This is a genomic window from Bartonella sp. AA83SXKL (assembly GCF_042196965.1).
GTDB lineage: Bacteria > Pseudomonadota > Alphaproteobacteria > Rhizobiales > Rhizobiaceae > Bartonella.
This window is the reverse complement of sequence record NZ_JBHIRG010000025.1, coordinates 1-13,389: the sequence shown is the minus strand read 5'-3', so window position 1 is coordinate 13,389 and position 13,389 is coordinate 1. Positions and strand designations below refer to the sequence as shown.

General features: G+C 41.7%; 18 protein-coding genes. 8 read left to right on the top strand and 10 right to left on the bottom strand.

From position 1 onward, the window contains the following. The first annotated feature begins 516 nt into the window (after positions 1 to 516). From ACFINO_RS08200 to ACFINO_RS08190, 3 genes are all read left to right on the top strand, one after another. Entirely contained in the window at positions 517 to 1,038 is a 522-nt protein-coding gene (locus ACFINO_RS08200; RefSeq protein ID WP_375655411.1) for a Rha family transcriptional regulator, read from the top strand. A gap of 124 nt (positions 1,039 to 1,162) precedes the next feature. Further along, entirely contained in the window at positions 1,163 to 1,414 is a 252-nt protein-coding gene (locus ACFINO_RS08195; RefSeq protein ID WP_375623751.1) for a type II toxin-antitoxin system Phd/YefM family antitoxin, read from the top strand. Next, positions 1,407 to 1,793, top strand: a complete 387-nt coding sequence (locus tag ACFINO_RS08190; protein ID WP_375655410.1) for a hypothetical protein — start codon at positions 1,407 to 1,409, stop codon at positions 1,791 to 1,793. The genes ACFINO_RS08195 and ACFINO_RS08190 overlap by 8 nt, the downstream gene beginning before the upstream one ends. Positions 1,794 to 1,802: 9 nt before the next feature. Here ACFINO_RS08190 and ACFINO_RS08185 read toward each other — a convergent pair whose 3' ends face one another. Next, the gene (locus tag ACFINO_RS08185; protein ID WP_375655409.1) at positions 1,803 to 2,099 is read right to left on the bottom strand and encodes a HigA family addiction module antitoxin; all 297 of its coding nucleotides are present in this window, start codon (positions 2,097 to 2,099) and stop codon (positions 1,803 to 1,805) included. A 77-nt stretch (positions 2,100 to 2,176) separates the two neighbouring features. Between ACFINO_RS08185 and ACFINO_RS08180 the strand changes: the two genes are divergently transcribed. The 3 genes from ACFINO_RS08180 to ACFINO_RS08170 all read left to right on the top strand — a co-directional run bounded on the left by ACFINO_RS08180 (position 2,177) and on the right by ACFINO_RS08170 (position 3,089). Continuing rightward, the gene (locus ACFINO_RS08180) at positions 2,177 to 2,437 is read left to right on the top strand and encodes a type II toxin-antitoxin system HigA family antitoxin (protein WP_375655408.1); all 261 of its coding nucleotides are present in this window, start codon (positions 2,177 to 2,179) and stop codon (positions 2,435 to 2,437) included. A 68-nt stretch (positions 2,438 to 2,505) separates the two neighbouring features. Continuing rightward, positions 2,506 to 2,784, top strand: coding sequence for a type II toxin-antitoxin system RelE/ParE family toxin (locus ACFINO_RS08175; protein ID WP_375640091.1), 279 nt, complete (start codon positions 2,506 to 2,508; stop codon positions 2,782 to 2,784). Between the two features lie 17 nt (positions 2,785 to 2,801). Continuing rightward, on the top strand, positions 2,802 to 3,089 hold the full coding sequence (locus ACFINO_RS08170) for a HigA family addiction module antitoxin (RefSeq protein WP_126602638.1): 288 nt from the start codon (positions 2,802 to 2,804) through the stop codon (positions 3,087 to 3,089). An 87-nt stretch (positions 3,090 to 3,176) separates the two neighbouring features. Here the strand turns inward: ACFINO_RS08170 and ACFINO_RS08165 are convergent, their stop codons facing one another. Genes ACFINO_RS08165 through ACFINO_RS08135 form a run of 7 tightly spaced genes read right to left on the bottom strand, consistent with a single transcriptional unit; the run spans position 3,177 to position 11,195 of the window. Beyond that, complete coding sequence (locus ACFINO_RS08165; protein ID WP_375655407.1) at positions 3,177 to 4,550, bottom strand: Bgr_08870 family protein; 1,374 nt, start codon at positions 4,548 to 4,550, stop codon at positions 3,177 to 3,179. A gap of 13 nt (positions 4,551 to 4,563) precedes the next feature. After that, positions 4,564 to 7,707 carry a DUF4815 domain-containing protein gene (locus ACFINO_RS08160; RefSeq protein ID WP_375655406.1) on the bottom strand — a complete coding sequence of 1,048 codons (3,144 nt, stop codon included), beginning with the start codon at positions 7,705 to 7,707 and terminating at the stop codon, positions 4,564 to 4,566. Between the two features lies 1 nt (position 7,708). Then, on the bottom strand, positions 7,709 to 8,815 hold the full coding sequence (locus ACFINO_RS08155; RefSeq protein WP_375655405.1) for a phage tail protein: 1,107 nt from the start codon (positions 8,813 to 8,815) through the stop codon (positions 7,709 to 7,711). Next, positions 8,815 to 9,642 carry a baseplate J/gp47 family protein gene (locus ACFINO_RS08150; protein WP_375655404.1) on the bottom strand — a complete coding sequence of 276 codons (828 nt, stop codon included), beginning with the start codon at positions 9,640 to 9,642 and terminating at the stop codon, positions 8,815 to 8,817. Before ACFINO_RS08150 ends, ACFINO_RS08155 begins: the two co-directional genes overlap by 1 nt. Further along, positions 9,639 to 9,980 (bottom strand): GPW/gp25 family protein, encoded by a 342-nt coding sequence (locus ACFINO_RS08145; protein WP_375612353.1) that lies wholly within the window; start codon positions 9,978 to 9,980, stop codon positions 9,639 to 9,641. Before ACFINO_RS08145 ends, ACFINO_RS08150 begins: the two co-directional genes overlap by 4 nt. Next, entirely contained in the window at positions 9,977 to 10,666 is a 690-nt protein-coding gene (locus ACFINO_RS08140) for a phage baseplate assembly protein V (protein ID WP_375655403.1), read from the bottom strand. The genes ACFINO_RS08145 and ACFINO_RS08140 overlap by 4 nt, the downstream gene beginning before the upstream one ends. Then, on the bottom strand, positions 10,647 to 11,195 hold the full coding sequence (locus tag ACFINO_RS08135) for a hypothetical protein (RefSeq protein WP_375655402.1): 549 nt from the start codon (positions 11,193 to 11,195) through the stop codon (positions 10,647 to 10,649). The genes ACFINO_RS08140 and ACFINO_RS08135 overlap by 20 nt, the downstream gene beginning before the upstream one ends. Before the next feature lie 52 nt (positions 11,196 to 11,247). On the opposite strand from ACFINO_RS08135, the gene ACFINO_RS08130 reads away from it, so the two are divergent. Both ACFINO_RS08130 and ACFINO_RS08125 read left to right on the top strand, forming a co-directional pair. Continuing rightward, positions 11,248 to 11,562 (top strand): type II toxin-antitoxin system RelE/ParE family toxin, encoded by a 315-nt coding sequence (locus ACFINO_RS08130; protein WP_375610725.1) that lies wholly within the window; start codon positions 11,248 to 11,250, stop codon positions 11,560 to 11,562. Positions 11,563 to 11,578: 16 nt separating this feature from the next. Continuing rightward, positions 11,579 to 11,875 (top strand): HigA family addiction module antitoxin, encoded by a 297-nt coding sequence (locus tag ACFINO_RS08125; RefSeq protein WP_004861504.1) that lies wholly within the window; start codon positions 11,579 to 11,581, stop codon positions 11,873 to 11,875. A 45-nt stretch (positions 11,876 to 11,920) separates the two neighbouring features. Here ACFINO_RS08125 and ACFINO_RS08120 read toward each other — a convergent pair whose 3' ends face one another. After that, positions 11,921 to 12,199, bottom strand: a complete 279-nt coding sequence (locus ACFINO_RS08120; protein WP_375655401.1) for a hypothetical protein — start codon at positions 12,197 to 12,199, stop codon at positions 11,921 to 11,923. Next, positions 12,196 to 12,951 (bottom strand): antA/AntB antirepressor family protein, encoded by a 756-nt coding sequence (locus ACFINO_RS08115; protein ID WP_375655400.1) that lies wholly within the window; start codon positions 12,949 to 12,951, stop codon positions 12,196 to 12,198. The genes ACFINO_RS08120 and ACFINO_RS08115 overlap by 4 nt, the downstream gene beginning before the upstream one ends. Positions 12,952 to 13,389: the final 438 nt, after the last annotated feature.

Here is a 13,389-nt window from a genome sequence, read left to right as displayed (position 1 = left end):
CAACCTCGACAACTTCAACACCGTGTAGAAAACCTGTTGCCATACTTTATGCTCCTTTAAATGGTTGGCTAATGAAAATGAATGGGAAAAATGAGGGTTGGATTTGAAATCGCACCCTTTAAAACAGTAAAACATAAGAATTTTGGTTCACTCGCATTTCAAATGCGAGTGAATAGTAAAGGGTAGCATTTCAAATGCGATCCTTTGAAAACAACAATATGTGAAATAATTTTTTAAAAGCATATTGACACTAATAAACCCTCATGTTATTCGAATCACAAGTGCTAGAAACACTAAACCATTAGCGGATAGGTCACGTAAGATCTCTCCCATGCATTTAAAATACTGATTGTCTTTTATGCTATTATTGGCATATAACGATTTTGTCGGGTGTAGCTATGCTATACAATACCTTCTCACGAGGGGAAGACATAGCGACGGACTAATGGCCGTGTTTCTAACGCCCGGCACCCTTGGGGGTGTCAATAGAGACATTAAAACCATTAGGAGTTCATCATGAACAATTTAGTGACAATCAACAATGATGGCATCGTTGTCACAACCTCTTTAAAAATTGCTGAGGGTGTGGGGAATACGCATAAAACAGTTATACAGTTAGTACGCAATAATCGTAAGGATTTTGAAGAGTTTGGTTCACTTGGATTTGAAATCCAAGTGAGTAAAAGAGACGGTAAAGGTGGTCAAAAGAGAGTAATTGCTATCCTCAATGAACCACAAGCCACTCTACTCATGACCTATATGCGTAACAATGATATGGTGCGTGCATTCAAAAAAGCCCTCGTTAAAGCTTTCTATGATTTAAAAAACCAGTTAATTGATAATGACCGTGATACACGTTTTGATTTTCCAAGCAACTGGGACGAAATGGGACCTACTGAAAAAGCTGTTTATATTTATGGACCGCTTCACATGCATCTTGTGAAAGCTTTTACATTAGCAGAAGAGAGCAAACATTATAAAACGCTTGTTGAAGAAGCCAAACGAGTTTTAGTAAGCCCTGTTGCAAAAGTAGCTTAAGTTTAAAAACATGATTTTATCTCCTCGCCTTTGAGGCGGGGAGGTAGTTAACAGCATAAAATATCTTTACATAATACATATTGTACGTATAATACGTATTATACATTAAAGATAGGATGTGCATATGAAAAAATATAGTTTTACAGATGTAAACCGCGGGGCAGGCGATATTTTAGACGAGGCTATGTCTACACCTGTAGCTTTGACAAAGCGAGGGCGTGAAAAAATCATTATGCTTCCTGTTGATTTATATCATGAATTAATAAAAGCGCGTTCTGGTGCACAATCTTTTGTTTATGCAGATGCACCGCAAAATATATTAGACGACTTAGATCGTGGTTTAGATGATATTTTAAATGGCGACGAACATGTTTAAAGCAGGGGATGTTGTTCAATATTATTATTTATGGCACGAACAAGCGCAAAAAGGTGAACATTCGGGGCGCAAAGCGCGTCCTTCCTGTGTTATGGTTAAAACTAAAAGCCATATTTTTTTGTTTCCTATTACTTCTCAGGAGCCTATTAATTTACAATATAGCTTAAAAGTACCTGAGATAGAATGTAGACGTGCGGGGTTGCAAAAGCAATCTTGGGTGCGTGTTGATGAATTTAATGTTGTTCCTTGCGAATCTTTGTTTGACTTTGAAGATTTAAAACCACAAGGGCGTTTTAGCCTCGCTTTCGTGCGTAAAATTGCACTTAAAATTAAAGAAGTTAAAGCAATAAAACCACTTGGAAAAGTCTCTAGAGATTGAGTCACAAAGTCAAACAGCGTGGAGTATTGGAACTTTGCTAACATCTGTTTCACGTTCAGCATGCCACGCATCATAATTGGCTTGCATACGTAACCATATGGCAGCTCCATTCCCAAACATTTTGCCAAGACAAGCCGAAAGAGAAGGAGATATAGGCTTTTCGGCATTTAGAATATCATAGAGATGTTGGCGTGATATACCAAGAATCTGTGCGATTTCTGTCTTCGTTTTACCAGTTTCAGGAATAATTTCTGCCAAAACTTCTCCTGGATGAGTAGGACAACGATTAGGATTGCGTGTATTCATAGATAGTCTTCTTTGCAATTAACTTAAAAACCATTACAATCTAAACAGTATAACATCAATACTGTGTAATTTAAGAAATGAATATCAAACCAATTCGTACAGAGAGAGATTACCAAGAAGCCTTAGAGATTGTGTCTGCAATGTTTGATAAGCAGCCAGAAGTTAATACTCCAGAATTTGATAGAATGAAAACTCTTGTTTTGTTAATTGAAGCTTATGAAGCAGAGCACTATCCTGTTTCTCCTCCTCATCCAATTGAGGCTATTAAATTTAGAATGGAACAAATGAACTTGGCCGCTAAAGATCTTGTTCCTGCGATTGGTTATTTAAATCAATGATAAGGCATTTTATTAGGATTTATGAAATTTTTTCTTGTATTTGGTAACTATACACGATACAATATGTTATGATTTTGGGATTTAAACATAAAGGGCTTGAAGCCTTCTACAATACTGGCATTACAAAAGGAATTCAGTCTGCTCATACTCAAAAGTTAAGGCGTATTCTAGGTGCTCTTGACGTAGCTATATCACCAAATGATTTGAATTATCCGTCCTTTCGATTACATCCTCTAAAAGGTGATCTTAAGGGCTATTGGTCAATTACAGTAAATGGAAATTGGCGTGTAATATTCCGTTTTGTTGGTATAGATGTCGAATTGGTTGATTATCTAGATTATCATTAAATAAGGAGAGCTAAAAAATGATGAAAAACCCTCCACACCCTGGTGAACTCTTGCGTGAAGATGTAATCGCAGAACTTGGCTTATCTGTTAGTGAAACAGCCGAACGGCTTGGTATGTCTCGTGTAGCATTTTCTAGGGTTTTAAATGGGAAAGCCGCTATTAGTCCCAATCTCGCTATTAGGCTTGAAATGGCTGGTGTGAGTACTGCACGTGCTTGGCTAGCTATGCAGGCAAATTATGATTTAGCGCAAGCTCTAAAACATAAACAACCTAAAATACATCCTCTTTTCACGAGTTCTTGTTAGTTCCGTTCTATCGTATTGGAATGCTTTCTGAATGTAATATTATAGCTTAGTTTTGATCATCTTTCTCTTGTGGTTTTTTATAACCATTTAATCTTTCCACAATCTTATGAGGACAGCGCCATCAGCTCCAGCGCCGCTTGGAGAGGAATCTCCATGAGAGCCAGCACCACCACCACCAAAACCACGCCCTGCTTTTCCTGAACTGTAGGAACCTAGTCCTATCCCTCCAGCTCCACCCCTTGATGTATCGCCTCCAGCATCACCGCCATTACCGCTTGTTTTTCCATTGATTCCGCTTGTCCCAGCATAACCATTTCCGCCTTTGGCAATTCCTAAGTGGTCATCCGTTGCTAAACCAAAGTTTCCACCTGTACCTCCAGCACCGCCATCGCCTGAATGGCGGCCAGAAATACGATTATTTGAGTAAATAGGATAACCAGCACGACCATACTCTCCTCCTGTAGCGGTAATAAAATTTTTGCCAATGATTGTTGTTTCTCCAGATTTACCTTGTACACCCCGCCCTGAAACAGAAGCTCCTCCTTTACCAATGACTATATCTTCATGACCATTTAAACTGGCTTTATAGCCATACCAGACTGAACAACCGCCACCGCCGCCACCTCCTCCTAATCCTGGCGTATCTGCTCCACCACCACTACCGCCACCACCCCAAGCTTGGATCTCAACCTTGGTTTGGTCCGTTACCCAATCGGGCCATTGAATTTTTCCATTTTGTGTATACAGCAGTTCAGCATCAGCAAGTGCAGGCCAGTTAATGATATTCTCAATCAAATCTTTTTTAATTTTTTCTCTTTCTGCCAAGATAGCTGCATCTACTTGCTCTTTCGTATAAACAAGATCTCCATCGACTTTAAGCGGTCCTTTCAACGTGCTTCCCGTTGTGCTTAAACTGGTAACTATTTCACCATTATGGGTGAGATTAAACGACGAATTACCCAACAGTTCTAAGCCACCACTCATAGTGATTTTGCTGGTAAATTTATTATAACTTTGCCATTCATTTGGGCTTGTGAGGTGTCCATAGCTTGTGAGATCTTCGTTGATCTTAGCTCTAAAATCATCAAGCCCCACAATATCTTCAATCTTATGTTGATGAGAGCCAAGCAAAGATATTGCACTGCCAAAGGTGAAGTTATTATTGCTTGATTTATAGAGAACATAATTGTTGGCAGCATCTTTTGCCCCCTCGATATCGCTTAAATCAGCAAATGAGAAGGTTTTATCGGCTGCCATTTTGCCATTGAGAGCGCTTTCTAGATTTGTGATTTCGCTTATGGTATGCGTGTGTTTTGAAGGCGCTTTTTCGTCTACCTTTTCCTCAATATCGGCTATTGCCTGATCAATTTTTGTCAAGTTTTCGCGCAAGATTGGGAATTCAGAACTGATAAAACGCCCCTCTTTAGGCAATTCCATGTCGAGTTTTTTGGTTTTTGTCATCTCTGTTCTCCCATCACAATATGCCAGCGCCAAAATCACTCACCATGGACCGCGCTGCTGGTCCACCGGTAAGGGTCAATTTCAAACGTGCTTGTTTGGCTGTTTTATCGCTGCTCACAAATTTGCGCTCTGTCCAAAGTGGTTCAGCGAGTTGTTCTGTTTCCTCTAATGTGAGAGGGGTGAAACCACCATCATCCAGTTGCATCTCGAGTGTAAAGGTTGCACCGCCTGGTAAAAATGTTTTGATATAGCTCGTTAACCTTGCCTTTTCCCCAAAGGCAAAAGCACGGGTGACATAAGTGGCTGTTTTATGAATCTTCCCCGCAATCAATTGAACAGGAGCAAACAAAACGGGTGAGAGCTTTTCGGTGCCTTTGAGAATAGCGCGGAGCTTTACCTTTTCACTGATATATTCGGTAAGACTGAGTAATTGAAAGGGAAGGAGTTGATAAACCGTGCCGTTGTTTCTTTCAATTTCAAAGATGACAGAACAATCGCTTGAAGGCAATTCAATGGCTGCGCGTATTTGTAAATCAGAGCAGTCCACAAGATCAAAAGTGCCAAGATCAATGGTTTTTTCTGTTTGTGTGTAGCGTGCCGCCAGCACTCGAAAGGCTAAAGCCTCATCTTGATGAGCAGTCCAGCTTTGTGCGTTAACAGAAGAAAAGCGTGGACCCGTTACATAAGGGTGGCTTGAGACATACCTTTGTTTTTCTGCATCAAAATCCCCAAGCTTTGCTAAGGAGACGGAATGATTACTATCATCTGTCTTGATAACGAAAGCCGTTAAGCGGTCATCGGGGACAAGGAGTGGTACATCATAGCGTGCCTCTGCCCACCCTAGCTTTGCGCCCTTCATAGAATAAAAGCTTTGTGCTTGAATATCGGCGGTCGGATAACCGTTTTCTGTAGTGACCAAATCAATCACCAAATCATGGTTCTCATTACCGATTTTGCAAAGATGAAAGTCAATCCCCGTTATTTGCCGTGTTTCATCGGGGGTAAAGACTTGCGCTTGTGGGTCAAATTGCGTCCATATCTTCACTGTTGTGGTGCGCCGCATCACTTTCACATCAATCACACCTTGACCGGTAAAAAGCCCCGTTGCAATTGTTCCACCTCTGCCTTGTGCGATAACATTTTTTGTGCCAGCGGTGATATTTTTAGGAATCTTAAAAGTGCTTTCAAGGACGCCATAGGAATTGGCAAAAAGGGGATAATTAGGCAAAACATTCACACCATCAAAGGTAAGACTTTCCAAGATTTCGCTACTGCCAAAACCTTCAATTTTAACGTGAAGGGTAATTTGTCTTAAAAAGTCTATTTGTTCTTGATGTGTGTTGATGAAATTATCGCTTACTTCTGTTCTACGTATGGTACTGCCGCGATGTTTTCCCATAATGATTTGATTGGTGATACTCGAGAGCCAATCGGTACGCTGTTCATGCCAAAAGTCTGTCGCGGGTTCAAGGGTTACTGTACCAGGTAAGGTTGCAAAATTTTGATAAGGATTGATTTTTTCGCAAGCCGTTGTCAATTCTTGCGCAATAATCACTTCATTTGTCCAGTCAAGCGTGACAGGCGCTTTTAAAGGAGCAGTATAGAATGTTGGGTCAATGGCAAGCTGTAAAATGCCGTTGCCTACAGCACCTGTTTGTTGAAAGCCTTCATCTCTGTAACTATCATCAAGAAAAGGGTCTGCAAACATGCCCTTTTTGGCAACGGGTTCTTTAGAGTCAACATTGCTTTTAATACGCTCTAATTGCATGAGACGGTCAAGCGAAAGCACCCGTTGAAAATAGCGCCACATCTCATCATAGGGGGCAACCCGTGTGCCATCATTGACCACAACCGGCGTTTCAAGCCAATTGTTGGTAATGGTTGCAAGGGACAACACATCATCAGGGACACTGGGTGCCATGGGTTGGTCTACTGAGATACCTTTGATGTAAACCACATTGCCCCCCGTGTTGAGACCGATACGGTCAATGCGGGGGAGTTTGTAAGTGTAACTGACGATAATATCACCACCCTCCGCACCCCCTGAGACTGTGATTTCCTTTGCTGTTACCTTATCAACCGTGATTTTTGCGCGATAGCGGTAAGTCACCTTATAGCTGCTCCCTGCTAAAGGTTCGTCTCCCACGGGTGCCCAATCAATGGTGTCTCCGGTTTTTTTAAAATCTGTGCCTTCTTTAAATTCCTTGCTTCCTTGAACGATTTTGATAAACGCGGTGATGCTTTTATCAGGAACACCATCACGCCCAGCAGCAACGGCACCACGGGTGACGGTAACGGACTTTTCTTTTGTCAACAAAAGAGATTGAATATCGGCAATAGGAAAATAATAGGGTTTAAAGGTGAAACTGTTTTTCCCTTTTGGAGGCGCAAAAATATGCGTTTCGCTAGGAACAACGCTTGTCGAAAAATCCTCTGGCTCTTCATGGCGCAAAGCCGCTAAGCGTTTGCGTTTAAAGCCATTGATATTGGCTTCTCCTTCTTGAATACTAAACACTTGGCAACCATTATTTGCTCCCAATGCGCTCACACGGCAGCCACTCACGATATAATGCCCATGGGCGCGGTCGTACGTCGCAATAGCTTGCATGGCGGGTTCAAGCAATGAGGGCGATTTTTGATCAATCAGAACACCATCTTGTAAAATATAAACCGGAAAGAAAGTGCCATTCTGCGCATCCTCTTTTAGTGCCCAAACAAGCTTTGCTGTTTCGCGTGCCGCTCCGGGCTCTCCTTCTGCTAAGGTACCAGAGACTTGTCCCAATAGCTCTGGATCATCTTCGTGTGTTATCCATTTTTTTTGCAGCTTCACACCAATTTCCAAGCGCCCAATCATGGCAACATTGTTGAGTACAGCGGGTGCAACGGGGAAAATATCGCCTGCGATATAAATCTTGCCATCCGTTAAAGTGACGGTCCTTGTCTCTTTGTTGACAAAAGCATCAGCCCGTTCAACGCGGTCTCCTTCTTTTGCAACAAGGCGCCCCAAGCGGTCATGACGCCCCCTGATGATGGTTTGAACTTCATTCAGTTCACCACTTTGAATAAAGGGACGCGTGCCATAAAAGACAACACTTTGTTGTTCCTCTTTGCCGCGAGATCTGTCAATTGCAAAGGGTAAACCACTTTCATGCTTCATATTAAAACCTCAATAAAATCTTGAATTGTTCGCGAACATCGGCACGCAAAGGAATATTGATAGGCGTTTTGAGTATCTCTACACCGCCATTTAGCTCATCAGCCCCTAACCAAAGTTTGCCAAGAGGGGTTTGTTGTGCAAGACAGCCATGAACGAGAAGGGAAACAGCGGCGGCTTGTTTGTCCTCAACATCTTCAAAATCTGTGCGGGCTGCAAGAAACAACAGAGTGCCTGTTGTAGAAGGGTTAAATCTGTTGCCACAATGGTTGTAAACACCCTCTAAAACCTGCTCTACAGGCTGGACAATGTTGCATCGGCGATACCCAATCAGAGTATTGTTTTCGTCTCTTAAAGCCAAATAAAGCGTGCGACCATGAAACCATTCTGCCATGAGTATATCGCGTTCATGTTTTTTGACCGAACACCACGGAAAATTTGCCATATCCCATGGATAATCAATAAGGTCCCAGCTTAACTCTTCATCCCCATCATCAATCCAATTGCCAATAAGCCTGCCTTCTTCTTTTGTGAGGGTATGATTGATTTCTGTTGTGCGCCCAAAGGAAAACAAAGTGCCCCCAGCTGTTAAGCGAACACCGCTTTCATACTCCAATATGCTGTCATCAAGGCGTGACATATTGCATTCAACAGCTTGCACATCATAACCATAGGTCCCACGGCGAAAATCAGAGCGCAAACTTTTGGAAAGTCCGACAATCGCTTCAATGGCTTCAAGGCTTTTGCGTTCAGGCAACTGATCAAAATCAAGTTGAAAGGAATTCCACCATGCGCGCCCCGTCCATGCGGGTTGAAAGCGTGCCGAAATCCCTAACCATTCAAGCCCTATCTCTATTGCCGCAAGTGAGCCACGTATCCTCTGCCATTGAAGCCCTTGATCAATCAAATCATAGAGGTTTGGAACATAAGGCGTAAGCTCTCCAAGCCCGTATTCTTCAATGAGCCACGGTAAGAAACGGGGAGGGCGTGTGATCAGTTTTGCGCGTGAAATCCCCAAAACAGAACCATCAATATCTGGATGAAAATCGCAAGCATCGGCAAGGCGCTTTTCAAATTCTGTTGCGTTTGTGGGAAGGAGGGAACCAACCATTAGCGGGCACGCCCTTTGAAGTTTAAGGTGATTTTTCCAATCGATAAAATTTCTTCATCACAAACCATACTGTCTTGTGTTGGGGTAATGGCAATGACTTTTTGGACACCAGAAATCATTAGTTTTGAAATCCACCACGAGAGGCTTAATTCACGACCAATGGCTTGTTCTTGTCTCCATGCTGCTCTTAAATTTGCCTCCATTGTCGTGAGAATTTTCAAAGATGTTTCCGGTAACAGCCAAACATCTGCTTCTAAGTCCAGCACTTTTTTGACAGCAGCATGCACAATAATCGTATCATTGGTCATGATGATATTTTTTCTGTGAAGAGCTTCTGAGACTGTTTGTATGAGATCTTCAGAGGCTGTTCCTTCTTCATTATTACCAAAAAGAGCAACATAGATGGTTGGGTCTTTGCCTTTACGATAAATAATGGCATCCTTCACACGACTATCGCTTGAGAGAGCGATAAGCTTGTAATAGGGCTCTGTCCCGCTCCCATTACCTCCACGGGCATGAAGCTGTATGCGTTCACGATATCTCTCGTCACTTTCCTCTTCCATGCGGGCAATACCATGCCAGTTTCCCAAAGCATCAAGAGATTCACCGATTGCAAAATCAAGAATATTATTGCGTGCTGCCTCATTAATACGCTGTCTTAACAGCAACTCTCGATAGCTAAAAGCCTCTATGACTTTTACGGACGGATCACTTTCAAGAATGGTATATTCAGGCAAAAGCTCTTTTAAATGGACAAGAGCAGCAGCGCGTATTTCTTCAAAAGAAAGTTCTGTGATGATGTCTGGTTTTGCAAGCACTCCATTCATTTTATCAATAATCCTTCCATGGTAATGGGCTTGCCGGATGGCAAATAAATGCCTTCAAAGGATAAAGAAACGTGTCCATTCTCACCCCTTTTAAAATCAATTTTTTTCAATTTAAAACGCGGTTCCCATTTGTCTAAAGCCTCAGCAACAGCAGCATAAAGAGCAACAGCAAAAGCATTATTAACCGGTGCATCAATGAGTTCCGCAACACGTGAACCATAATCACGCCGCATTACACGCGAACCAATCCGCGTTAACAAAATATCAAGGATTGATTGACGCAAATGATCAATGCCGGTCAATGGCTTTCCTGTTGTACGGTCCATTCCACTGTTCAATTGGGACCTCCTGTCATAGAACCACCAGGGGAAACACCGTCATGAACATGGGTTTCTCCTACATTGGTGCCGTTATGCTTTAGTCCACTTGAATGAATGGAAACATTATTTCCAGAATGAAGAGAGAGACTATCATTCGAATTCAGTGAAATGCCATCACCAGCCTTCAAAGAGATGCCGCCTTTTGCGTTTAAATTTATATCGCTTTCTGAAACAATCTTTATGCCTTCCGGTGCGGTAAGCTCTAGCTTGCCACCATCACCTTTTAGTGACACACCATCAGCGATTGTCAGGATCAACTTTCCGCCGGATTTGATGTGAATTCCATAAGTGTTTTGTTCATCATCATATTCAAGGCTGGTTCCATCAGGGTATATCGTTCGGTGAATGCTGCCCTTATCGGCTGCTTGATTAGCATCTGTATGAATGGAACCCACAATCATCCCTTGTGACAAATCCCCTGATGACGAGATAACAACTACTTGCTCTCCAACATCACGCCCTTCATAAGAACGTGTTTTACCGGCGCGGGCTTGGGTATCTGGAATCCAGTCACTGACAAGATTGCCACTTTTTACCCGATAGCGTGCGTTTTTATGGTCGACATGGCTAATCTTCCCCACCACAACCATATTTGCCACACGTCTCTTTAGATCTGTGATTTCTTTATCGCGCCGCTCTAACATGTCCACCTTCAATTTTATGGTATTTATCTTTATTTCTCACGCCTGTTTCTGGTTCAAAGCTTAAGAAAGGTTCAACGATTCTTGCTGTTACACTGCCTTCTTCTTCATTCATGTTGGGGATATTTGTCACATAAATGACTTCAAAGGTTAAAATTGCACCGTGGAGTGCTAGAGCGCCATTATCACCAAAGGCAAAAGCAATATTTTGCAGGCGGCATGTCTCAACGGTGTTGTTAAGATTGGGGTTGGCATGGAAAATCTCTTCAACTTCCCATGCTAATTGGTCAACAAAACGTGCGCCATCTTCACATGTTGCATAGCATTCAACATCTACTGTTAAAACACGCCGCCTTAAGCCAAAATCATGTCCATCTTCAATTGTTTCACTTTGTGTTGAGATATTAATAGCTGGCATTGCTTCAATAAATAAATTGAAGTCACGCATATTGAAAACATTGTCACCAGCTGCCGTCTTTGCTGCTTTGATCAACGCAACAAATGTTTCTCTTATCGTCTCTCTCGGATGCATGGGGGCTCCTGTTATTTAACATTTATCCTTTTCTTTATATTGGTATCGTGTTATGATACGTAAAAGAACGAATAAAGGTGATTTGGTGATTGAATCTTTTGCTGATAAGCGGTGTAAAGATCTTTTAGAAGGCAATCTGCCCAGAGGCTTTCCCACCACTCTAGTGCGTATAGCCCAAAGAAAGTTGTTTATGCTCGATAAAGCAGTTGATCTTAAAGATTTGCGCAGTCCTCCGGGAAATCGTTTAGAAGCGTTGAAAGGAGAGCGTAAAGGTCAATATTCTATCCGTATTAATGACCAGTTTCGTATTTGTTTTGAATGGCGCTCTAATGGTGCCTATGAAGTTGAAATCGTAGATTATCATTGATCTGTAGGAGGTCGAGATGAAAAATTATATAGCGATTCATCCCGGAGAAATTTTACGAGAGGAATATTTAAAAGAATATGCTCTCTCTGCTTATGCTCTTGCAAAAGCATTAAATGTTCCACGCACGAGAATAGAACGTATTGTTGCTGAAAATAGTCCAGTGACTCCCGATACTGCTCTCAGATTAGCCTATTTTTTTGATACTACTGCTGAATTTTGGCTTAACATGCAAGCTGCTTATGACGTTAGTATATTACAAACTGAAAAAGCAGACGAATTTGCCAAAATCAATAAATTTGAATGTAGGGTTTAACCACCTCCCCATTTTGAGAACAGGGAGGGGAGTTTTGTTTTTTACTTAAGCAACCTTTTTAATGGGGCTCTCTAAATCTGGTTCGTAAGTTCGCAACAAAGAATCCATGCTATGTGGCAGTTCTGAAGCTCCAAAATCTGTCAAAATTGCCAAGATTTTTGTAATATTGGGCACGTCATCTTGAAGTTTTGAAATCAAAGCTTTTTCTATTACACTCATAGTGTCAACCAGAGCAGTACAATCTTTATCGCTCATATTTTCATGTCTAGAAAATCGAGATAATGCCATCCATAAGTCACATAAGAAGTTGGTATCTATCTTCATTGTACACCTCCATGGATTTGTTCTCTCAAACATGCCAATCCTTTTGGTGTGATTTTCGTTGAAGGCAGGACCTTTTCTGTACCATCCGGTCTTTGAATGGTGATAGCAGGACAATCCATAAATCCTTTCTTGATCTTATCCTGATAAGGTAACAGTGGTGCTCCTGGAGCACGGCGATAGACCCAATCGTTTTGACGCAAGTAGTCGGTTAAGTCCTTTGGTCGTACCTCCAACATCTTCGCGGCTTCAATTAAACCAAACAAACCATCAGAGCGTTTTAGACCTTCCAAAGCCTCTGCTTTTGGTGCTAATTCAGCAATGGTGTTATCCTTTTGCTCAATTTGACTTTGTAAGTGATTCAAGACACCAAGTAATGCTTCGGGTTTGGAATAATCAACTTGTGATGCAGCTATCTGTGGTGTTGCTACTTGTTTTAACCGTTTTTCACACTCAATAAAGTATAAACGCGCTTCTCTACCTTTCTTATTGTTCTCAACCATAGAAAGTTCTTTGGCTACACTTAAAGTTAGATGATAATCTTTACGATTGTGACCACCCCTGCCTTTGCTTCCCAAAATAGGGAAGCAAACAAAGTCTTGATTTTCTACCAAATTATATTTGTTGATACGTTCAGTAATCCAGTCCGCAAATTTTTTACCTACTTCTAAAAAACTATGCAATTCACGTGCATTGACGGTTTGAACAGTTTCCTGTCCAACAGTTTGTTCCGATATCGGAATAAGAGTGTTCATGAGAACTCCTTGCTATTTAGACGTTTTTCATTGACACTTTAATTAGAAAGCGCCGGGCGCTGAAAAACACGGTAGCAAGTCCGTCGTTACGCTTTTCCCAAAAGGGTATTGTATAGCGTAACTACACCCGACAAAGTCATTATATGCGTGTAACATACAATGAGTCAAAGCTTTTAATGTGCGGAAAACTGATTATTTCGACAATCAATCCACTTGCTATCAAGGTGTTTTTCAGGCACCTAGCTCAACAATAGACACATTTTTGCCGTATTGTCAATAGGTGACTTCATATTTTTAAAATAAATAAGCGTATCTTTACTTTATCTCCCGCAAGATAAGCTTATACATACCGGATTCAGAGGCTTGGACATCTGTGACCACGAAGTGTTCTTGAGAAGAGGGGGCTTTGTTGTTTTCAGGAGAGAGGACCACAATACT